Raw genomic sequence first — 21,616 nt, 5'->3', positions numbered from 1 at the left:
CCCAACTATAGACCCACTTGTACCAATGCCGAAATCCCCGGGCGGCGCCTTGCTGCAAGGTTTCACAATCGAACGCGACTCCCCGGTGCCGATCTACCGGCAGCTGGATGCTTCCTTGCGGCGGCTGATCCTGGACGGGTCGCTTGCGCCGGGGCAAAAGCTGCCCTCCACCCGCGAACTGGCACAGGAGCTGGGGATTTCGCGGATCACGGTCAAGAATGTCTATGAACAGATCATCGCGGAGGGCTATGCCCAGGCCAAGACCGGGGCCGGCACGTTTGTTGCCGAGGGGCTGGATACAGAGGCTTTTCCGCAGGTCCGCGCACCGCGGCGCAGAGAAAAACCGGCAGATTTCGAGATTTCCGACCACGCGCGAACCATCACCGCGTCAAAGTCCCTTGCGCGCTACGGCGAGACCGCGCCCTTTCGTCCCGGCGTGCCTGCGCTGGAACAGTTTCCGGCGAAGCTCTGGCAGAAATACATGGCCGGGGCGATGGAACGGAACGCGCGGCGCAGCTTGAGTTACGGGCAGGTGAATGGCAATGCAGCCCTGCGCGAGGCGATTGCCAGGCATCTGGGTGATGCCCGCGGCATGAAGGTTGATGCGGAGCGGGTCATCATCACCTCCGGCGCGCAGCAAGCCTTTGTTCTGATTGCTTTTGTTTTGCTCAATCAGGGGGATACGGTCTGGTACGAAAACCCCGGCCATATCGCAGGACGGGACGTGATGCAGATCATGGGGGCCCAGGTGGCACCGGTGCCGGTGGACGGCGAGGGGCTGGATCTGGACCACGCTGTCCGCCGGTATCCGAAGCCCGCGCTGATTTTCACCACCCCGTCGCATCAGCAGCCATTGGGCACCACGATGAGCCTGGGGCGGCGGCTGGCACTGCTGAATTACGCACAGGAAAACAACGCCTGGATCATCGAGGACGATTACGACAGCGAGTTCCGCTACCGCGGCCGGCCGCTGCCCGCGCTCAGCGCCTTGGACAGCGCGCGGCGGGTGTTTTACGTGGGCACGTTCTCGAAATCGATGTTTGCGGCAATGCGGCTGGGCTATGTGGTGGTGCCGCCGGAATTCGCCGGAACCTTTGCCACCGCGCGCAACCTTTTGGGGCAGAACTCCTCCGCCGTGGTGGAAGAGGCGATGGCGCGTTTTATGGCGGACGGGCGATTCACCGAGCATATCCGCAAGATGCGCAAGCTATACCGGGTCCGCCGGGATGTGCTGTTTGAGAGCCTGGCACGCGAATGCAGTGAATTCCTGGAGCCGCAGCGCACCGATGCCGGCATGCATATGGTGGCCTGGCTGAAACACGGTATTGATGATCAGGCCGCGCATGAGGCACTGTTGGCGGCGGGCATCGACTCGCTGCCAATCTCGGTCTACTGCATCGAACCGATTGACCGCGCGGCGCTGGTGCTTGGCTTTTCCGGCGTGGATGAACGGATCATTCCACGGCTGGTCAAACGGCTGGCGGAGGTGCTGAAGGAACTCAGGTCAGCGCACTAACCGCTGAAGGCCACCTCAACTTGCAAGCCGGGATTTGCATCGGACAGGGTCAGCCTGGCGCCATGCAGCTCGGCAATTGCCGCTACCAGGCTGAGGCCGAGGCCGCTGCCCTGGGTGGTGCGGCTTTGTTCCAGGCGGTAAAGGCGGCGCAGCACATTCTGGTGCTCGGCCTCGGGAATGCCGGGGCCGTGATCGCGCAGGGACAGGATTGTCTCCCTGTTGTGCTGCAGCGACAAGCTGATGCCGGAACCTTCCGGCGTGTGGCGCAGAGCGTTTTCGATCAGATTTGCCAGCAACTGGCCGAGCAGCGCCCGGTCACCGCTGACCAGGACCGGCATTTCAGGCAGGCTGAGCGTGAACGTCCGGTTTTGCTCTTCGGCGGCCGGTTCATAGATTTCGGCAAAGGTGGCTGCGATTTCGCAGAGGTCCACCGGTTCGAACCGCGATCTCGGCGTGCCGCCTTCCAGCTGGGCAATCTGCAGCAGCGCCTGAAAAATACGGGTGATGCCGCGGGTCTCCGCAAGCGCCTGATCCGCCAGCGATTGCGCATTTGACGGCAGGTCCGGCATTTCCTGCAAGCGGGCAAGCTGCACCGCCACCCGCTGGATCGGCGTTTTCAGGTCATGGGCAATATCGGCAGAGACCTGCCGCAGCGCCTCGGTTGATTGCTGCTGTGCCCGGGCCATGCGATTCACGCTCTGGCCGATACGGGTGATGTCGCTCCGGCGCGCCGCTTCCGGCACCCGAGCGCCAAGATCGCCGGAGGTCAGCGCCGACAGGGTGTGCTCAATCCCCGCCAGCGACCGGGCCGAGCGCCGCGCCAGCAGCACGCCGCCCAGGACTGCGATGGCAATGGCCGGCAGCAGGCTGAAAAACAGCACCCGCAGATAGGTCTGCCGCAGGTCGTCCAGAGGCTTGGCAGTCTGCGCGACGGTCAGCAGCCCGCCGTGGATGTATTCGCTAAGAGAGATGAAGCGGCCGGTGATCTCAACCGGGGCCGGCCCCAGTGCCACAACCCGGAACCCTTCCTGCTGCTGCATGATCGCCGCATTGCCGGCCACGATCCGCCCGCCCGGGCGGCGGTAGCTGAGAAGGCGCCGTTGCGGATCGGTCTCGGCAGTCTCAGCATTGACCAATGCGGCCAGTGCAGCGGCGGAAGGCGTGGCCCGGAAACCCGCCATATCCTGAGTCAGGCTCTCCTCGATCGCCTGCCGCTGGGAACCATGCGCAACATAGTAGGTGATCCCAAGGCTGAGCGCACTGGCCGCCACAAACAGCAGCGACAGCCACAGCGACTGCCGCATCGGCGACGAGCGCAGCAAAGCCCGCGTACGGCTCCGCCGGTCACCCGGCAATCCGGTACCCCGCACCGCGGACGGTTTCGATCAGATCGCTGGCAAAGGGCTTGTCCATCTTGGCGCGCAAACGGGAGATATGGGTCTCCACCACATTGGTCTGCGGGTCGAAACTGATGTCCCAGACCGCCTCCAGCAGCATGGTGCGGGTCTGCACCCGGCCCTTGCGGCGCATCAAATGCTCCAGCAGGCGGAATTCGCGCGGCAGCAGGTCAATCTCCTGCCCTTCGCGGGTCACCTTGCGGCGGACCAGATCCATCTCCAGATCACCGGCCCGGAGCACAGTTTCCTGTGTCTGCAGCCCTGGGCGGCGGGCGAGGGCAGCAACACGGGCGGCCAACTCGCCAAAGGCGAAGGGTTTGACCAGGTAATCGTCCGCCCCAGCCTCCAGCCCGTCGATCCGGTCGTTCACGCCGCTGAGTGCGGTCAGCATGATCGCAGGCGTGCGCAGCCCGGCGCCGCGCAGGGTCTTGATCAGGCTCAGCCCGTCCAGGCCGGGCAGCATCCGGTCGATGATCAGCACGTCGTAGTCAGCCGCGTTGGCCTGCAGCAGCCCCTCGCGGCCATCAGTGACGAGATCAACACTATGCCCCTCCTCGCGCAACCCCGTGGCCACATAAGGCCCCGTGGTCGTGTCGTCTTCCATCACCAGGATCTTCAAGGCTTCCCCCGCTTTGCTGCCGGCCCGGTGATACACCGTGTCGCGCCTCTGCACACATTACAGATCTGTATAGAAGACGTCAGGACATTGAAATCCGCACCCGCCATCTGCCTTGCATCACTTCAACGCAAGGAAACGAAGATGCCCAAAGCCCATGCTCCCAAACGGTTTGCCTTTGCCCTGACCGCTGCCGCCTCAGCAGCGGCGATGTTTACCCTGGCGCCTGCACCCGCACTGGCGGTGCCGGCGGGCGGTTATGCGGATCTGGTCGAAACCATCTCGCCTGCGGTTGTGTTTGTCGAGGTCACCGGCAAGGCGCAGCCAGCTTCCGGCCGGCAGACCATGCCGAATGACAAGTTCATGGAAGAATTCATGCGCCGGTTCGGCGGCAAAATGCCCCGGTTCGACGACAGCCGCCCGGTGAAGGGCGCAGGCTCCGGCTTCGTGATCTCCGGAGACGGGCTGATCGTCACCAACCACCACGTGATCGACAATGCCCAGACCGTATCCGTCACCCTGGCCGATGGCAGCGTGCATGAAGCCACCGTGATCGGGGCCGACCCGCTGACTGATATTGCCCTGCTTAAGGTCGAGGCCGCCGCGCCGCTCACGGTGGTGGAATTCGGATCCTCAGACGCGCTGCGGGTGGGTGACGAAGTGCTTGCCATGGGAAGCCCCTTCGGCCTGGCGGGCACGGTGACATCGGGCATCGTCTCGGCCACCTCCCGCAATATCAACGCCGGGCCGTTTGATGACTTCATCCAGACCGACGCGGCGATCAACCGGGGCAATTCCGGCGGTCCGCTGTTCAATGCCGAAGGGGAGGTTGTCGGCGTCAACACTATGATCTATTCGCCCGGCGGCGGCTCGGTCGGGATCGGCTTTGCCGTGCCCTCGGACATGGTGCAGCAGATCGTCGCTGATCTGGAGGATGATGGCGAGATCACCCGCGGCTGGCTGGGCGTGCAAATCAAACCGCTGTCCGAGGACGCCGCCAACGTGCTGGGCCGCGAGGCAGGCAAGGGCGTGGTGATCGAAAGCGTGGCGGCTGACAGCCCCGCAGCTGAAGCCGGCCTCAAGCCGGGCGACGTGGTGCTGCGGTTTCGCGGGGCTGACGTCAATGAGCTGCGCGATCTGACCGCAGCGGTGGCGATGAATGCCCCCGGAGAAGCGGCACAGATCGAGGTGCTGCGCAGGGGCAAGGAAGTCACCCTGGATGTCACCTTGGGCGACCGCGCCAGCCAGGGTCAGGTTTCATAGCCAACCGGCGTCATGCCCGCGATCACTTGGCAGCCAGCCCACGACCGGGTGACTGCTGAGCAAAGCCCGGGCACCGATGCAGCCGCTGACTTGCCCGGCGGTAACAAACGGGTTGAGCGGGCGCCCTTGGCTTTCACAGACGGCATGCAGTTTGGTATTCATGCCACCCTTGGTTCTGCCGAATAGGCGGCCACGCCTCCCTTTTTCGCGGCCATACCGGCCGCGGTGCAGTGTGCCTTGAGATAGGTCGCGTCCACTGCCCGGCAGGGCATCACTCAGCGAAGTCCCGAGAGGGGATCATGATCGTCTGCTCTTCGCAGTGCTCGGCAGCCAGGTCGGCCATAATCCGCGCGAAGATGCCTTTCTCGTTCCCGTTGCCCGGCAAGGCTGTGAAGCATGCCTGAGATGAAGCGCATCACAATCCGGTCCTGAAACCCTTTGCAGACCGGCTGCGGAAGGCAGGAAGACCGCACAAAGTCGTCATTATTGCCGTTGCCCGCAAGCTCGTATCAATGGTCAGCACACTCTGCAATTCCCGCCGGAAACGGGCCGCTCAGACCGTCTGAACAATACAGATGCTAGGTACATTTTTTGCATCAGCATCAGCATCAGCACAACAAATGCTATCCCCGTTTTGCAACGGGGATAGCGCGGCAGGATAGGCCCTGCTTGGGGAGGAACCGGTGTCAGCTGGCTGCGCGCAGTCCGCGGCCCAGAGAAACGCTGCGCAGCATGGTGGAGAAGCGTTTGTAGCTTTCAGGAGAGTAGCGCACAGCAAGGAAGATCATCAGGAGCGACCCTGCCGCCATCACCAGCCAGACGTTGCTAAGGTCTGACATTGCATCCCGAACCGCACCAGCGGTCAAAGGCACGAAGCTTGCCAGAATATAGCCGCCGCCCTGCACGAAAGAGGTGAAGTTGCCTGCGGTTGTGGGATCATCAACGTGATCGATGGCTACGATGATTGACAGCGGGAACAGAATGCCGATGCCAACACCCAGCAACGCCATTGCCAGGAAGGACATGTCAATCGGGGCGGTGTACAGCACGCCGAAACCCAAAGCTGTCAGGATCAGCGCAACAACCAGCGGGCCGCGGCGGTCCGGGAAATGGTGAATGAAAGCCGCCACGCCCAAGGCTGTTGCCGCTTCGATCACCGTCAGCACCGACAGCAACAGGCCTGCAGCACCTTGATCCAGTCCCTGTTCCAGATAGAAGGGCGGGATCCAGGCCATCACCAGCATGAAGGCGCCGGTGCCGACCCCGAAAAACAGCATCAGCGACCAGCAGCGCGCGCTGCGCCAGAACTGCGGCGGCGTGGTGCCCGCTGCGGGGGCAGGTGCTGCGCGCTCGCTATCGGCGTTGCGTGCGGCCATGGCCCAGATCAGAACCGCGAGAACTGCGGGCAGGCCCCAGGCCGCCAGAGTACCGGTCCAATCCAGCGAAGACGCAAGCCCTGCAGCCGTACCCGCTGCGATGCAAGCCCCCGCCACGATCCCGGTGGAGTAGAGGCCAATCACCCGGCCGGTTGCCGCACCGAAATTGCGCTTGGCGAAGCCCGGCATTAGCGATTGCACCATGGCAATGCCAATCCCGGCCCCGGCGGCGGTGACAAGAAGGCCGGCACCGGTGGGCAGCCACATGCGGGCTGCACAGGACAGGGCGATGATCACCGCGCCCAGCGTGATGCCGCCGCGCTCACCCAATGCCGCACGCAGCTGGCGCACATAGATGGCGCCAATGCCCATCAGAAACACGGGGATCATGGTCAGGAAGCCGATGATGGTGGAATTGACACCGGTATCGCCCAGGATTTGCGACACCAGCGGGCCGATGGCAGCAACTGCAGGGCGTAGGTTCAGTGAGATCAGGAATATCGCGACCAGCAGTAACGCTGGTGATGCTTTGGCAATGCGTGTGGTCATAGGGTGTCCTTTCAACAGGTGGTATGCGGGGGTCAAACCGCCGAATAATCCGGCGATTTGAGCAATTCTTGCGGACGGGTTTTGATATCCGGAACAAAGACGCTGCCGTGCCAGTCATCCGGCGCCACCGGACGCAGTGCGATGGATACCGCGTGCGGGGAGCAGCCAAATGCCTGAGTGACCGACCGGGTAATGGCTTCGGAAAGGGCGGCGTGCTGTTCCGCCGTCAGAGTGGCGTCGAAATGTTTGATGATGACGTGGGGCATGGGATCAGGCCTCTTGCAGATTAGGGGTTTCAGGGCGGGCCGGCTGCCATGCCGGAACGTGGCGGCGAATTGCAGCGGCCAATTCGGAAACGCCGCCGGGTTTGAGCAGCTGATAGTGGTCCGCAGCAAGCGTGTGGACCGGTGCCGGAGCGGCAAGAGTGCGGGTGGCTTCCTCCAGGAAGGAGAGATTGTCGCCTGATGCCCTGAACAGGCGCACCGGCGCGGTCACCTGGCGCTGTTCCATCTGCAGCCCGTATTCCGGCGCATAGGTCTGTGCCACCAACCGGGTGATACGGCCGATCATGCCCAGGCCGAGATCCGGCTTTTCGGCAGCGATATACGTTACGAAGCCATCCAGATCCGAGACCTGTTCGATCACCGGGGCCACCCGGTCCGCAGCGATAGTCTGCGCAAAGACTGAATACAGGATGGTCAGGAAGGACGGATCGCGGAACAGCGCGGCCTCATCCGCACGAACGGGATCTCCGCCGGGCAACTCCGGAGAGCCTGGCGCGATCAGGGTCAGCTCCGCTACCTCGCTGCCCGCCTGCTCCAGCTGATAGGCGGTCTCATAAGCCACACGCGCGCCAAAGGAATATCCCCAGAGCGTGTAGGGCCCCTCCGGCTGCGCCTGACGGATCAGTTCGGCATCGCGAGCTGCCATTTCCTGGATCGAACCGCAGACCTTCTCGCCCGGGTTCACGCCCGAGGCCTGCACGCCGATGACGGGACGGGGCGTGTCAATCTCCCGCGCAAGATGGCGCAGGTTCATCGGGTAGCCGCCAAGGCCGGGCCAGCAGAACACCGGGGCGCCTGTACCTTTCTTCAATGGCACTGCACGCGACAGGCTGGAGTCTGCGCTGCCGCCATCCAACCGGCGCGCCAGTGCTTCGATGGTCGTGTCCTCAAACAGCACCTGCACCGGCAGGCTGGCCTCAAAGGTCCGGTTGATGCCCTGCACCAGTTTGACGGCCTTCAGCGAGTCGCCGCCGATTTCAAAGAAATCGTCCTGTACCGAGACGTCCTCGATGCCCATTTCCGCACACCAGATCCCTGCCAACCGGGTTTCCGTATCGTTGCGGGGGTTGATGATCTCACGTTCGGCAGCGGCATCGTCGAACTCAGGGAGCGCCTTAAGGGCATTCACATCCACTTTGCCCGACGCGCTGCAGGGGATCGACGGCACCAGCGCCAGTTTGCTGGGCACCATATAATCGGGCAGCAATGACTGCAGGTCGCGGCGGATCAGTTCAGCCGGGCCTTCCATATGCACGCTGTCTTCGTGCATGCCTTCATGCGCGATTTGTTCGGCGCTGACCTTGCCGAAAACGGCACTGTAGCAGGCACCGGAAGTAAAGCCCTGCGCGTTCAGAATGTCCTTAAGACGGACCGCCGCAACAAGATCATTTCCCGATTTGGAGCTGTAGCCGGACGACATGGTCCCGATCCGGCGGCTGTTCTGCTGCACACGCTGCAGACTGCGGCCCAGGTCGATATAGGCGTGCCAGCGCTCCGCATCCCGGCTGACCATCGAGATCATGCCGCTGGCGCGCTGATAAACACGCTGGTTGATGGCGATCACATGGCGCTGTTCCATGATGTGGCGCGAGAACGGCTGCAAGCCGCCGTCCCGGTAGGCATAATGTCCCGGCTCCAATCCCGACACCTTGCTGCCATGGGCCTGCACATAGAAATCCACCGGCAGATCTGTTTGCCGGTCGGCATGTGCAGTGACCGCATAGCCCGCAATATAGATATGATCCGGGCCGCATTGCAGATGCGTCAGCGCATCAGGCCCAGCTGTACCCGCACCGATTCCCAGGCCATGGGCGGGCAGGACATGATCCATCAGGCCCAGAATATGGCCGGTTTCAAATTCCAGCACCTCGCAGAGGTTGTTCTTGTATACCGGTTCAATCGCCGGAATATTGCCCACGAAATGCAGCTGCATTACCGGCTTGGCCGAGGCCGGGCGCGGCGCTGTCAGAACCAGTTCATGGCGGGCCGGATGGTAATAGTAATAACCGGGCTCAAACCCCGCCACATTGGCCAGCTCTACATATACCTGTGTCGCGTTCAGTGCGCCCGGTGAGGCATAGGCATGCTTGGGCAGCAACCTTTCCCCGCTGGTGAACTGACCCAGCCAGCGCAGCAGAAAACCCAGATCGCCGGGGCTGAGCGCCTCAAGCCCGCCTGCGGCTGAGGCCGGTTGTTCCGGCTGCGCCAGAACCGAAAGCACATCCTCGGCTGAGACCTCTCCGCCTTCGTAGAAACGATAGGTCTTGCGGGCAAAAGCCAGCTGCCGCTGGGCTGCGTCCGCATCGGCACCCGCCAGGGCATAGGTTTTGCGCCCTTCGGTTTCCGCCGTGCTGCGCAAGCCCGCGCCGGACAGCTGCGCGCGCACTTGCAGGCGGCTTTTCTTGCTGTGGTGGTGGGCACCGGCATTGCCCTGATCCATCAGCGGTGCTTCACGCTGGTTCAGCTCAATACCGGCAGCAAGAACCGGCTGGCCGGTGCGGGCATGCGGTTTCACAAACACCCCGGCGGCCTTGACCCAGTCGTGGTTCTCAATCGCCAAACGGATTTCATCCAGTTCAATCCGGTAGCCGCGGAATTTGACCTGATTGTCGGCGCGGCCCTGGAATTGCAGACTGCCATCGGGGTTGCGCCGCACCAGATCCCCGGTTTTGTACAGCCGCAGCGGCATGCCGCCAGCCGGGCTGATCCAGGTGATAAAACGCTCGGCGGTCAGGTCGCCGCGATCATGATAGCCATTGGCCAGCTGACGGCCGCCGATATAGAGCTCCCCGGCAGCGCCATCGGCAACGGGTTGCAGATTTCCATCCAGAATCCAGCAGCTTGTATTGGCGGCTGGCTGGCCGATCGGGATCATCTCCGGGCCATTCTCCAGCGCTGCCGGATCCACCGTATGGGCGGTGGCGTTAATGGTGCATTCGGTCGGGCCGTAGAGATTCACCAGTCGGCAGCCGGGGCGGGACTCAAAAATCCGGGCGGCCAGTTTGCGGGTCAAGGCTTCACCGCCGCTGAACAGGCTGGTCAGGCTGGTGCAAGTTTCGAATTCCGGCAGGTCGACCAATGCCTGCAGCAAGGTCGGAACCCCCTGCAGCATAGTAACTCCATGCTGTTTGACCTGCTCAATCAGCGCTTCCGGGTCGCGGTAAACGCCGGGGCGGCCCATCACCACCTGAACGCCGCAGCAGACTGCCAGCAGCTCCCACTGCGCAGCGTCAAAGCTGACAGGGGTTTTCTGCAGGATGACTTCGCCTACACGCAGCTTCTGCTCAGTCTGCAGCCAGGACAGCTGGTTGAGGATCGCCGCATGGGAAATGCCAACACCCTTAGGGGCACCGGTGGTGCCGGAGGTGTAGATCATATAGGCCAGATCATCCTCCAGCAGCGCAGGGCCGCACAAACAATCGCTGTCTTCCCGGCCAGGGACCGCATCCAGCGCATCCAAGGTGATCACGGTAACTTCCGGCAGGATCATCTCGGCCAGGCGGCCGCGCAGCTTGTCCTGGGTGACAATCACGTCAATACCCGCATCGCGGATCATATAGCTCAGCCGGTCCACTGGGTAATCGGTGCCCAGCGGCAGATAGGTGCCGCCTGAGAACAGAATACCCCAGAGGCCGGCCATCATCTCGGCAGAGGAGTCCGCGAACAGCCCCACCCGGCTTCCCGCGCCGACACCTGTGCGTTTCAGGCGGGCGGCCAGGCGGGCGGCATATTCGGCCAGATCGTTATAGCGCAATGCGCTGGTATCGTCGCATACCGCGATTTCTTCACCGCGGCAGCGCACCTGCAGCATCAGCATATCAACCAGCGAGGTGCGTTCCGACGCGGTGCGCAGCAGCGCGCGGGTGATATCGGTCTGCTGCGGGCGGGCGGTAACGGGTCTGGAGAGGAGCGAGTTGGGGGTGCTCATGGTATGTCCTGTCAAGTATTGGAATGTTCATTACAAAACTGGTGGCCACTCACCGCCGAGGCAGGCCGGCAGTGAGAAGTTGCTTTTCAGAATAGATGCCGGCAGCAGGTACGCCTGCTACGGAACGAGTCAGTGGTTTTCGTAGAGAAGACCTCGGCCGGAGATCGGGTCGGTCACGCCGCAGCTACGCAAAGCGTGCCAGTAGAGAACCGCATTATTCGACAGCACCGGTTTTCCAATCCAGGTTTCCGCGGCAGCGGCAAAATCCGCCATGGGAACATTGGTTCCGACCTGGACAATGGCTTCCACATCCGGTCCGTCAACGTCCAGCACCGCGTCACGCAGATTTGCCGGGGAAACATCCGAGATATTTGACGGTGTCCGCCCGCCAAGGCCATGCGTGGCTGCAACCTCGATCCCGCTGTCAGTGAAGAACCGCGAAACCGGTTCATCGCCCAGTTCCAGATAGGGCGAAATAAGGCCAATTCGCCGGATTCCGCCAAGTGCCTTCAACGCTGCCAGGATTGCATCTGCGCTCATAATGATCTTTGCACCACCTGCTGCTTCCGCAAGACGGCCATGCAAAGCCTCATGCGCAGCGTGGCCTTCCCAATAGCCATCTGGCGATACCGCAGCAATGATCGCCCCGGTGCCGCAATGGCGCAGGCTGCGGATGGCGTCCGGGGTGGAGCTACGGATGTTTTCAATCACCCGGTTAAAGCCATCCGTATGGGTCAGGGAATCATCATCAATAAGCATCCTGCCGATGTGATTGGTGACGCCAAAGGGGCGCATGTCCTCCATTTCAGGCTGCGCTGAAGTGTTGGTTGACGGAATGGCAACGCCAATGCGCAGCCGCTTGCCGAGAAAATTACTCATAGTCAGATCCTGTAAATATGAAAAATTCTTGAGGGCAGCGGCCCAATGGCCGCCGCTGCGGAGTTCAGGCAAGGATTGAGGCTGCCATATCAGCATCGCCCCGGCCTTGCGCCTGCACCCGCCGGTAGCGATTCAGGCCTGCCTCGGCCAAATCCGCCCGCACGCCTGCCTCCCGAGCGGCATCAAGGATCAGCCCACTGTCCTTGACGGCGTTGTCTACGGTGAAAGCCGGAGTGAAATCTCCCGATGCCATGGCCTGGGCTTTCATTTGAAAGAAGGGGGTATCCAGTGGCCCGCCACGCAGAATCTCCGCCACCAGTTCCGGATCCAGTCCCAGGCCGCGAGCCAGGGCCAGGCTCTCTGCCGCTCCATGGGTCAGTGCGAAAACCCAGCTGTTCAGCGCCAGCTTCAGCCGGGTTGCCATTCCGGGGGCGGTGTCCAGCCAGCGGGTCGCTTTGCCAACAGCATCCAGCACCGGCTGCACAGCTTCCTTTGTACTGTCCGGACCGGCAGCCAGCACAAGAAGCTGCCCGGCCTCTGCCGGCTGGCGGGTGCCAAGCACTGGTGCGTCGATCAGGGTAAGCCCCTTGCGGTCCGCCAGCGTCTTCAGCCCGGACATGTCGGCCGGCCCGACTGTGCTCATCTGCAGCCAGCAGACAGGTGTCTCCGGCACGCTCTCAGCGTCCGGCAGCGCCGACATGACTTCCGCGATGGCCCTTGCGTCTTTCAGCATGGTCACAATGACTCTGGCGTTCTGAACCGCCTCGGCGGGATCCGCAGCTACTGTGATATTCGGGGCCGCCAAGGTTAAAACCTTGTCTGGGGAGCGGTTCCATACATGGACCTGGCAGCCGGCCGCAGCGATGTTGCGTGCCATCGGGGCCCCCATCAGCCCGGCTCCCAGAACTGCCACGCACAGGGCGGAACGGGGTGGCGGCGAAATTGCGTCCGGTGTCATGTTTAACCTCTGTTTCTTGGGTTCCAGCGACCGCTGTGAAGTTAACCCCACTGGGGCGGCCGCATTTAAAACCGCTTATGGAACAATCATTCCATAACAGTCAACAACCAATAGGAGAACTTCATGCTACTGTTACACCGTTTCGATGGAGGCTTCGACGATACTGTGCAGATAGGGCTGGCGGCAGGCCGCTGGAAGCCCTTTACTGACAACTCTAATGCCTTGTATTACCGCAACAAAGTACCGGGATAGCATTTGACAGTCCTGATCAGGCGAAATTTCTCCGGCCTTTTGGCCGCGCTTTAGAAGGCGCAGCAACCCGCTCTCCAGCCGCTCGAAATGCTGCGCGACCAGCGCGCTGAGTTCCGGATCCCGGCCGGAAACCTCCAGGCTGCTGTTGGCGGCAAAACAGCCAAAACCCTCATGGTCGCTCAGCTCGCTGTCAACGATGGACAGCAGCAGTGCCCGGAGGTTGTTTCTTACATCACCTGGCCGGGAGATCAGCGCGACATTCTCGGTGGTTACCCTCCGGTATTCTTTAAGGGCAAGCGCAAAAAGCGTTTTCTTGCCCCCGAAGGAATTGTAAATGGTGCTGCGGGACAGGCCGGTTGCTTCCACCAGATCATTCATGGAGGTCGCAGCATAGCCATTGCGCCAGAATGTGCGCATGACCGCGTCAACCACCGCGCCTTCATCAAATTCTCTTGGCCTCATAGTGCTCTCAACCATTCTGTACCGAATGTTTCAGAACTAGGCCAGAACAGAGATTCATGCAACAATGTTGTGTTAGCTGATTAAGCGTAGCGGGGGAAAGCCGCGAGGCAGCAGCCAAACGATAGGGGGTTGGCTGCTGCTTGCTTCGGATATCACTCCTGAAATTTCGGGCCTTATCGTACTGTTCGGCCCCTTACCGGAACAGACCCTTGGCTGATCTGATGGCCGGTGCTGGCCAGCGTATCGGCCAAGGAACCGGAGTGGGTTTCGACCAAAAGCCGCAGCCCGTGGGCGGCCGCGATGATGCAGGCCTCGCGCAGGGCGCGGATGGTCTGGCGGCGCTCGTCCGGGGTGGCCGCAGCGCTGGCTTGCCGGCCTGCAAAGGTGCGCATCTTGCCAGCCCCCCAGGTCCGGGCCTGGGCACAAAGCGCCAGGGTGCGGCTGCGCAGCAGATCCGGATCATGCAGCGGCAGGTAGTCGCTGATCATCGGCACCGACAACCCCTGCGCGGCCATCCACTGGGCATTGTGAATGGCCAAGGGGAATTGTTTGCGCGCGTGAATGGCCCATAATTCGATGCCCTGAAAGCCGTTGTCGCGGGCCCAGTAGGCAATGTCCTTGAGCCCGATCAGCTGGTGGCGGAAGGAAATGGTGCAAAGCGAGATTTTCATGCCGGAACCTCCTGCGGCTGGGGGCTGGCCGGGGAACTGGCCTGAAGAGTGGCCTGCGCTGGCAGGTTGATGGCGCACCAGATGCCGAACTGGGCCTTGAGCGCCCCTTTGATGGTGAATTCAAGCTGATCCAGCGCATCCAGCGCCGTGAACAGGTCGGGGTTCAAGGCACGGTCGCCTTTATGGGCGATGCGGGCGGCCAGAAAATGCAGGCTTCGGAACCCCTCGCACAGCGCCTGCCAGAAGAAGGCAAAGGCGTGTTCATAGGCGTATTTGCGAAAGGAGAACACCGGCATTTCCCGCACCGCGCGTCCAAGGTCGGCCAGCGCCAGCAGACGGGCGGGATCGCAGTGGTAGCTGAAGATCCGCCGCAGGGCGGAGGTCAGCAGGTTGTCATTCACGCGAAAGGTCCCGGCAAAATAGGCGGCAAAATCCTGCGGCCGGGGCGCCTGCGCATGGCCACTGTGCAGAATGTAGCCGCCCGCGACGGTGGGCTGCGCCATCGCATTCAGGATCGCCTCGCGCGGCAGGCCGCCGCGCCAGCGGTAATCCGGGTCATAAAGATGCCAGAGGTCCGGATCATCTGTCAGCTCAATGATGACATAATGCGGGAAGGGGTTCTGGTTGTACTTGTTCTCGCGCTCCGGCAGGTGGAACATGTCGAGGAAAATCACCAGCTGCTCATCATCGGATTTGGGCGAGAGGAGCTGTTCGAAACGGATCAGGTTCTGCTCCTTGGTCTGTCCGTGGTCGTACCATTCGCGCACCGGGATATTGTAGAGCCGTTCGACCCAGCCCGCGTACAGATCCTGGGTGATTTCTTCGCTGTGGTAGGCGAGCTGCATCGCGGGTGTGACGGCAAAGCTGCTGTCCCAGGTGCCAAAGTAGAAGGGGTGGAAATTCAGATGCTCATGCCGTCGAATGGCGGCGCAGAGGCAGCTGACAAAGCAATGCACGGTGATTTCGCTGGGGGCGGGGGCGGTGTCCGGCTCAGGCGCGGGAGTCGCGCCCAGCAGCATGCGGATCAGGCCGTCGACGGTGGCAAAATCGCTCTTGGACAGCTCGCGTTCGGGCATCTCAACGCCATGGTCCGTCTCCAGATGCAGCATCAGATTGATGAGGATCACCGAGTCGATGTGCAGGTCGTCGTTCAGCATGGCTTGCGCGCTGAAGTTCTGCATATGCGGATTGGCGAGCGGTCCGGCGAGGGTCTGGCGGATGGCCTCAAGGACATGGTCGTAGGTCATGCGTCTGCACTCTCCGGTGTGAATTTTGCGGCGATCTCGCGGCGGCTGATCTTGTCGTTGGCCCGGCGCGGGTGCCGCTGTGCGGGTCCGCAATGCGGAAGGCGACGGCGTCACTGACGCCAGGCAGCGCCATGACGGCTTGCTCGATGTCCTGCGGGTAAACGTTTAGGCCCGCCACATTGATCATGTCATCGGCGCGGGCGGTAAAGACCAGCATGCCGGTATCATTCAGGTGGCCGAGGTCGCCGGTGTCGATTGAACGTCCGGCTACGTTGATACGCACTGCATCCGGAGTGCCGTTGCGGCCTGCAGTCAGGGTAACGTGCGGCAACGGGTGGCCGACGTCATAGGGGGACTGCAGGTCGGGGTTGATGGCAACACATCCAGCCTCGGAGCAGCCGTACTGCTGGAACAGATGGATGGTGCGGGCGCGGATCAGCTGGAACCAGGCCTCCAGCAGGACGGTGCCAGAGGTGTTGGCAGCGTAGAGCCTTTGCTCCGCAGGCAGGAGGCGGGCCAGCGTGTGCAGCATCGCGGGCGAGGTATAGAGCAGCGGCTGATCCGTCTCGCGCAGGCGGCGCAAGGTGTATTTCGGGTTCAGGCTGTCGAGCACCACCAGCACATGGCCGCGGTGCAGCGCCACGAAGACGCCGGCAATCAGCCCGTAGGAATGGGTAACGGGGCAGGCGATCACTGGCGTCATCGCGGCGCTGGCGGTGAAGAAGGCGGCGTAGCTTTCGACATCAGTCGCGATTTCCTCCCATGTGCGGGTGATCACCTTGGCCGCACCCGTGGTGCCCGAACTCATCTGCACCAGAACACCCCTGCGCGGGGAGTCCTGGTCTTGCGGCAGCTCGGTTTGCTTCAGCCCGTCGCTGAGCATCACATCGCAGCCCGCCGCCTGGGCCATTTCACGGGCGGTTTCCGGCGGGATGCCTGTCCTGCATCCCGTGCTCGGACGCATAGCAATCCAGCCGGGTGCGCACCCGGCGCCAGAAAGCGGTCTCTGCCAGGCCGTAGCGGCGCTGCAGCAGGTCAGAGAGGTCGGCGAGGTTGAAGACAAACAGCGTGTCCATCACCAGCCAGCGCAGTTCCTCGGGGCTGGACATCCGGAGGCATTGGTCCAATGCTGGGGCCGCATATACCGGGCCGATTTGCGACAGATCCAGGCAGAGGTCAGGGCGCGGCAGCAACTCTTGCACGTATTCGAGGCTTTCGTGGAAATCGCGGGCGATCAGGCCGGTAGGCCAGCCGTTTTCATGCTGCAGGATCAGGTTCTGGCCGTGTGCCTCAAGCCCGATGCCGTGGGCGACCATGAGGTGCCAGACGGGCAGCACGGCCACTTCGATCAGCCTGTCCAGCCAGGCATCCAGTCCGTGCTGTGCGATCCAGGGGGCAATCAGGGGCGTGCCGTCCGGTTCGGTCAGCGCGAGACCGTTCATCGGCATCATGCTGTCCGCGGGCAAGCCGAGGGACTGCGGGCTGCGGCGCCAGATCGCGGCCAGATGCCCATCGAGCGCAGTGCCGCGGCCGGCGGTGATGGCGGCGTATTCCGGCAGAATGGTCAGCGGGTAGCGGCTGGTGAACAGCGGGTCGCTGTCCAGCACATCCGCCAGCCACCCGGAAATGGCGGGGGCGACGGTCACGGATTCCGGCGCCAGGGCGCGCAGGGCGGAGGTGTTGCGTATCATCATCGCGGTTTTCACATGGGCGCAGGCGGGGGTGTCGGCGTTCATCAGGGTACGAACCGACCGGGTGGCGCGGTACTGCGCGCCGATGGGGCCGATCTCTGCCAGCTGGCCCGCATCGCACCATGTGTTGAACAGCGGATCGTCCTGCAGTTTGGCGTGCTGCCAGGGGTGCAAGGGGAGCAGGCAGTGGGAGCTGAGCGGTGCGCCCTGTGCCTCCGCCAGCGCGGTGATGCGCTGCCATTCATCCCGGCCCAGCTCCTGTTCCCAGAAGTTTTTGCAGGGCAGCACCTGCTGCACCAAATCATGGAGGAACAGCACGCCGGTCAGGCGGAAGGTTGCGCCGCCCTCTGGTCCGTAGGCGAGATGGTCGGCGTCCGAAAACCCGCTGCGGGCCTTGTAGCAGGGGTGATAGGGGTGGCCTTCGTGCAGGGCGGTTTCCAATGCTGAGATACTTAGCCTGTGCCGCCGGGCTGCCGCCGGAACATGCAGCGCAGTCAGATCGCTGAGGTGTTCGGTGTGGCAGAGGTCGGTGCGCAGAATCTCCATTGCGGGAGAGGGGTCCGCCACTGCTGTCAGGACGTCCTCGGTCATAGCGGGGCGCCAATTTCTGCCGCCCTCGCACAAGAGCGCCTCGCACAGCTGGCGCAGCACACGGGGGGCAGCGCTGGCGCGGTTCAATGGCTCATGCAGGGACATCGGCAAGCTCCGGCGCGGGCTGCGGCTGGGCTGCCGCGATGGGGTTCCGCATCTGCAGGAACATCCCCTCCTGCGCGGCGGCCTCCAGCTCGTCAATGTTATGGACGCGGGTCAGCAGGTTGGCTTTGGCGGCCAGCGACGGAGCGGTCAGCAGGTAGCGGGCAAACTCTGCCGCAGCACCGGTAAACCGGCTGGCTGCGGCAGTCAGACGGCGGTGCAGCTGCAAGAGCAGTGCGGTTTCCTGGGTCAGCTCGTCGCAGCCCAGACGGTGGATCACCGCAGAGATCTGGTTCACCACCAGGTAATAGGCCAATCGTTCGTTGATGTGGCCGCGCGGGCAGACCAGCGCTGGTTGGCCCGCCAGCGACGGCTCCAGCGCGCTGAGGCTGGGAAAAGCGTCGCGGGTGATGAAATAGCCCTGATTGTCACGGAAATAGGCGTAGGACGGCAGGCCGGTGCTGAGGTCCAGCAGGCTGTTCTGCTGGTGCGCCTCAAGCGCGATGCCGTGCCGGTCATAAAGCTGCAGCATCGGGTCGAGCATGCAGTCGAGATAGGCTTCGAACCACAGACGGGCGGTTTCGGCGCAGGACTGGCCGCGGGCGGCTGCCAGCCGTTTGATGAGGGTGATCAAAAGCACACTGCGGCCGGGCAGCGGGCCGGCGGTGAGGGCCGCGAGGTTGTAGACACCCTTGTCCGCCGCACCCATGAAGGGTTTGTCGCGGAAGATCACCTCAAACCCGCTTTCGCGGCGGCCCGGCATGTCCAGGGTCAAATAGGCGGGGTCGTCGATGATGCAAAAACACGGGCTGAGTTTCGCGGCGTCCAGCCGGCGCAGCAGCCGGGCCATGGACACACCCACGTCCAATTCGCTGCGCAGGGTGACGCGCAGCGAGTTGGTCAGCCGCATCGGGATTGAGTATTTCAGCTTCCAGGGGCAATCCGGAGCATAAACCGTGCCCACCGAGGAGGTGGCGGCAAAATTCCCCCCCGCCGCGCCCAGGTCGCGCAGTTTGCCCGAGGCGAGCAGCGCCTGCACCGCCGGATCCAGCCGCAGCATCTGCGCCTGCAGCGGGTGCGCCGGGATCAGGATTTCATGGGCTTGCAGCTGAAACGCCCCGGCGATGCCTGGGATCTGATGAACCATGTCCGTGGCGGCCCCTTGTGCGGCGCCTTGCGAGACGATGCTCTTGTCGGCAGCAAAGAAGGTGAGCGGAAACCGGCTTGCGTATTCGGGAGCGTATGCCGCCTGCTGCCAGCCGGTCAGCCCGTCGTGGCTTTTGGGAGTGGGGTGCAGCCAGTGGCCGTAGGAAAGCGCCTGCTCAGCTGTCAGAAAGCTGTCTGGGCCGGGCGTGCCGGCCTTGCGGCGCAGGACCTTTTAGATTTCGGCGTTGCTGTTGAAGACGCCGCGCAGGAACTCTGGCAGCTTACCGGGATCGCGGGCGTTCAGATGTGCAAAGCATTCAGGTCAACCGGGTCTGTTTCGACGTGAACTGGCGGGATAGCTGGCTGCTGAGCGGCACCGGCGGACAGCGCGATGCCTGGTGTGACGTTGAATTCACACCACTCTCATTAATCGGATTCCGGTGGGCGGGGAAGCGGGTTTTCCAAAAATACGAAGGGTTTACAGTATCCGGCAGAAGACCGCGCATGGCAATAATCCGAAACGGGGGCGCCAAGACAGGCGCCCCCGAGCGGATCAGAACTTGAGCGTGGCAACAACCGAGATATTGCGGCCCGGCTCCTTGATCGTGTTGATCGATGCGGCAGTGTATTCGGTGCCATAGGTCGCGCGGTCGGCGTACTGCGTGTCGAACACGTTATCGATGGCCGCCCGGATGGTGACATTGCCAAGGGACGGCGGGCTGTATTCGGCAAAGAGGTTCAGAACCTGATAGCTTTCCTGCTTTTGAGTGTAAGTTTCATAGACGCCATTGTCGTTGGACAAGGCGGCCTCGACGCTGCCGCCGACCAGCAGGTTCATGGTTGGGATTTCCTGCTGCACCTCAAACGCCAGCACTTTGCCGATCGGGGTGCCCGAATCGACGACAAAGAAGCTCTCGGCCGGCTGGCCGTTGAATTCGATGTCGCTGCTGTTCATGGTGAAGCGGGCAAAGCCGCTGTCCCAGCCATAGGTGGCGGCCAGATTGAAGCCTTTGCTTTCAAAGTCGTTGCCGACGACAGCACCGGTCCGGGTAACACCGCGGAGGTTGCCGATGCTGGTCTTGAACAGCTCGCCGCCCAGGGTCCAGTTGCCGCGCTGCCAGTCGGCGGCGACGATGATGTTTTTTGCGCGGGAGGACTGCAGGACAGAATAGTCCCAGGCCTGGTAGAACAAGAAGTTGTCCTCGAGATCATAACCGCCAAAGACGTTGGAGTATCCCGCTCGCAGTGACAGGGAGTCGGTCAGGTCATAGACCAGCGACAGGTTTCCGCTTGCGCCGGAGGTGGAGCCGGTGAAGGCGGTGCCGGTCTGGGCGAAATCCTGGCCAGTGAAATCCTGCCAGTCATAGCGCAGGCCGGCAGAAACGCTAAGGCGGTCGGTGGGTTCAAGCCGAGCCTGGGCAAAGACGCCCAGGTTCTTGCTTTCCTCGCCGGTCAGCCCGTTGACCCAGGTAGCATTCACCGTGCTTTCGCGGACCTGATAATCCACGCCGGCCGTGATGGTGTTGCTGTCCGACAGGTGAAAATCGTTTTTCAGCGTCAGCGCGTAGGTGCTGGAGCTGGTGGATGTTGAATCGCCGAACGGGTCCGACGGGCGGTCAACGTTGATTTCAGAGAAACCAAAGGTCGCAGACGGGTCCCAGAGACCGGTTTCATTCCCGCTTTCATAGCGCAGCGAGGCAATGCGGCGTTTGGTGAAATAGGGGGCAAAGCCGCGGGTGCTGGAACCGAAGTTGGGCTGGAAGTTGCGGATTTCGTTATCCTGCGCCTCTTGCAGCGACAGCTCGATCCGGTCGCCCTGATCACCCTCATAGGCGAATTTCAACAGGCCCGCAGTCAGGTTTGCCGCAGAACCTGTCACCTCGTTGCCGTCGCCGTCCTCGTAATTGTCGCCGGTTGCGCGTTTGGCATAGCCAAGGATTTCAAAACCGCCGCTGCGGCCTGCCAGGGTCAGCGAACCCTGGGCGGTGCTGCCATTGCTGGAATAGGACAGGCGGGACCGGCCGCCGAAGGTCTCGCCGTCTTCGATAATGTCTTCGGCGTCGATGGTTTCCATCACCACCCGGCCCGCCAGCGCGCGGGGGCCTGCGTCAGCAGGGGCAACGCCGGGATCGACGCGCACCGATTTCATCAGGCCAGGGTCAAAGGCGTTGGCGCTGACGTGGTGGAAGGTGCGGTTGTTCTGGCTGACGCCGTCCACCTGCACCGCAAGGTTCAGCATGTCGACGCCGTTGACAAAGATTTTCTGCGCAATCGGAATGCCGCCGCCGACCGAGACCGAGGCGATGCCGGCAAAGAGATCCTTGAGGTCGCCCATCGCGGCGCGTTCGATCTCGGCGTCGGCCACATAGATCGATGTTGCGCGGTCGGCGGCGTTGCCTGCGGGATCGCGCTGTTTGACGATGATCGGATCCAGCGACAGGACCTCGTCGTCCGCAGCAAAGGCGGCGGGGGCAGAGATAAGAGTCAGAGCGGTGCTGCACAGCAGCCCTGACAGGCGGATGTTGGAAGTTCGTGCCATGATAAACCCGTGTTCTAAGAGCTGTTAGCTTGGGTCAAATCCTGGCTGGCCTTGCAAAGGCTGGGGCCTGATAGGGAGCAATTCCAGCGGCTGCAAGCCCCAGTCCTGGCGACTTTCCGTTATTATGCTGATGTTGCATTTATGCGCGG

Annotated in this window: 16 protein-coding genes and 1 pseudogene; 2 read left to right on the top strand and 15 right to left on the bottom strand. The window is 62.5% G+C overall.

Annotated features, from left to right (window positions below):
• Positions 1-25: 25 nt before the first annotated feature.
• Positions 26-1,516 (top strand): PLP-dependent aminotransferase family protein, encoded by a 1,491-nt coding sequence (locus K3724_RS22240; RefSeq protein WP_259993060.1) that lies wholly within the window; start codon positions 26-28, stop codon positions 1,514-1,516.
• Here K3724_RS22240 and K3724_RS22235 read toward each other — a convergent pair.
• Positions 1,513-2,820, bottom strand: coding sequence for a HAMP domain-containing sensor histidine kinase (locus K3724_RS22235; protein ID WP_259993059.1), 1,308 nt, complete (start codon positions 2,818-2,820; stop codon positions 1,513-1,515). The genes K3724_RS22240 and K3724_RS22235 overlap by 4 nt on opposite strands.
• Positions 2,821-2,860: 40 nt before the next feature.
• The gene (locus K3724_RS22230) at positions 2,861-3,532 is read right to left on the bottom strand and encodes a response regulator transcription factor (RefSeq protein WP_259993058.1); all 672 of its coding nucleotides are present in this window, start codon (positions 3,530-3,532) and stop codon (positions 2,861-2,863) included.
• Positions 3,533-3,673: 141 nt separating this feature from the next.
• Between K3724_RS22230 and K3724_RS22225 the strand changes: the two genes are divergently transcribed.
• Positions 3,674-4,792, top strand: a complete 1,119-nt coding sequence (locus tag K3724_RS22225) for a trypsin-like peptidase domain-containing protein (RefSeq protein WP_259993057.1) — start codon at positions 3,674-3,676, stop codon at positions 4,790-4,792.
• On the opposite strand, the pseudogene K3724_RS22220 reads toward K3724_RS22225, so the two are convergent.
• The 13 genes and pseudogenes from K3724_RS22220 to K3724_RS22160 all read right to left on the bottom strand — a co-directional run.
• Positions 4,793-5,162: pseudogene (locus K3724_RS22220) on the bottom strand (hypothetical protein); the annotation flags it as partial.
• Between the two features lie 316 nt (positions 5,163-5,478).
• Positions 5,479-6,717 (bottom strand): MFS transporter, encoded by a 1,239-nt coding sequence (locus K3724_RS22215; RefSeq protein WP_259993056.1) that lies wholly within the window; start codon positions 6,715-6,717, stop codon positions 5,479-5,481.
• Between the two features lie 32 nt (positions 6,718-6,749).
• Positions 6,750-6,983: a tautomerase family protein gene (locus K3724_RS22210; RefSeq protein WP_259993054.1), complete on the bottom strand. Its 234-nt coding sequence runs from the start codon at positions 6,981-6,983 to the stop codon at positions 6,750-6,752.
• A gap of 4 nt (positions 6,984-6,987) precedes the next feature.
• On the bottom strand, positions 6,988-10,929 hold the full coding sequence (locus K3724_RS22205) for an amino acid adenylation domain-containing protein (RefSeq protein WP_259993053.1): 3,942 nt from the start codon (positions 10,927-10,929) through the stop codon (positions 6,988-6,990).
• Between the two features lie 129 nt (positions 10,930-11,058).
• Positions 11,059-11,808, bottom strand: coding sequence for an arylmalonate decarboxylase (locus K3724_RS22200; protein ID WP_259993052.1), 750 nt, complete (start codon positions 11,806-11,808; stop codon positions 11,059-11,061).
• A gap of 64 nt (positions 11,809-11,872) precedes the next feature.
• Complete coding sequence (locus tag K3724_RS22195) at positions 11,873-12,766, bottom strand: NAD(P)-dependent oxidoreductase (protein WP_259993051.1); 894 nt, start codon at positions 12,764-12,766, stop codon at positions 11,873-11,875.
• 132 nt (positions 12,767-12,898) lie between these two features.
• Entirely contained in the window at positions 12,899-13,396 is a 498-nt protein-coding gene (locus K3724_RS22190; RefSeq protein ID WP_259993050.1) for a TetR/AcrR family transcriptional regulator, read from the bottom strand.
• 257 nt (positions 13,397-13,653) lie between these two features.
• The gene (locus K3724_RS22185) at positions 13,654-14,151 is read right to left on the bottom strand and encodes a sugar phosphate isomerase/epimerase (RefSeq protein WP_259993049.1); all 498 of its coding nucleotides are present in this window, start codon (positions 14,149-14,151) and stop codon (positions 13,654-13,656) included.
• Positions 14,148-15,398, bottom strand: coding sequence for a DUF6005 family protein (locus K3724_RS22180; protein ID WP_259993048.1), 1,251 nt, complete (start codon positions 15,396-15,398; stop codon positions 14,148-14,150). Before K3724_RS22180 ends, K3724_RS22185 begins: the two co-directional genes overlap by 4 nt.
• Positions 15,376-16,308 carry an AMP-binding protein gene (locus K3724_RS22175; RefSeq protein ID WP_259993046.1) on the bottom strand — a complete coding sequence of 311 codons (933 nt, stop codon included), beginning with the start codon at positions 16,306-16,308 and terminating at the stop codon, positions 15,376-15,378. The genes K3724_RS22180 and K3724_RS22175 overlap by 23 nt, the downstream gene beginning before the upstream one ends.
• A gap of 1 nt (position 16,309) precedes the next feature.
• Positions 16,310-17,785, bottom strand: a complete 1,476-nt coding sequence (locus K3724_RS22170) for an IucA/IucC family siderophore biosynthesis protein (protein WP_259993045.1) — start codon at positions 17,783-17,785, stop codon at positions 16,310-16,312.
• Positions 17,772-19,079 carry an IucA/IucC family siderophore biosynthesis protein gene (locus K3724_RS22165; RefSeq protein WP_259993068.1) on the bottom strand — a complete coding sequence of 436 codons (1,308 nt, stop codon included), beginning with the start codon at positions 19,077-19,079 and terminating at the stop codon, positions 17,772-17,774. Before K3724_RS22165 ends, K3724_RS22170 begins: the two co-directional genes overlap by 14 nt.
• A 402-nt stretch (positions 19,080-19,481) precedes the next feature.
• Positions 19,482-21,467 (bottom strand): TonB-dependent siderophore receptor, encoded by a 1,986-nt coding sequence (locus tag K3724_RS22160; protein WP_259993044.1) that lies wholly within the window; start codon positions 21,465-21,467, stop codon positions 19,482-19,484.
• Between the last annotated feature and the right edge of the window lie 149 nt (positions 21,468-21,616).

It is taken from the genome of Leisingera sp. M658, from assembly GCF_025144145.1.
Taxonomy (GTDB): domain Bacteria; phylum Pseudomonadota; class Alphaproteobacteria; order Rhodobacterales; family Rhodobacteraceae; genus Leisingera.
The sequence above is the reverse complement of the archived record's forward strand: the minus strand, read 5'-3'. Positions and strand labels throughout refer to the sequence as shown.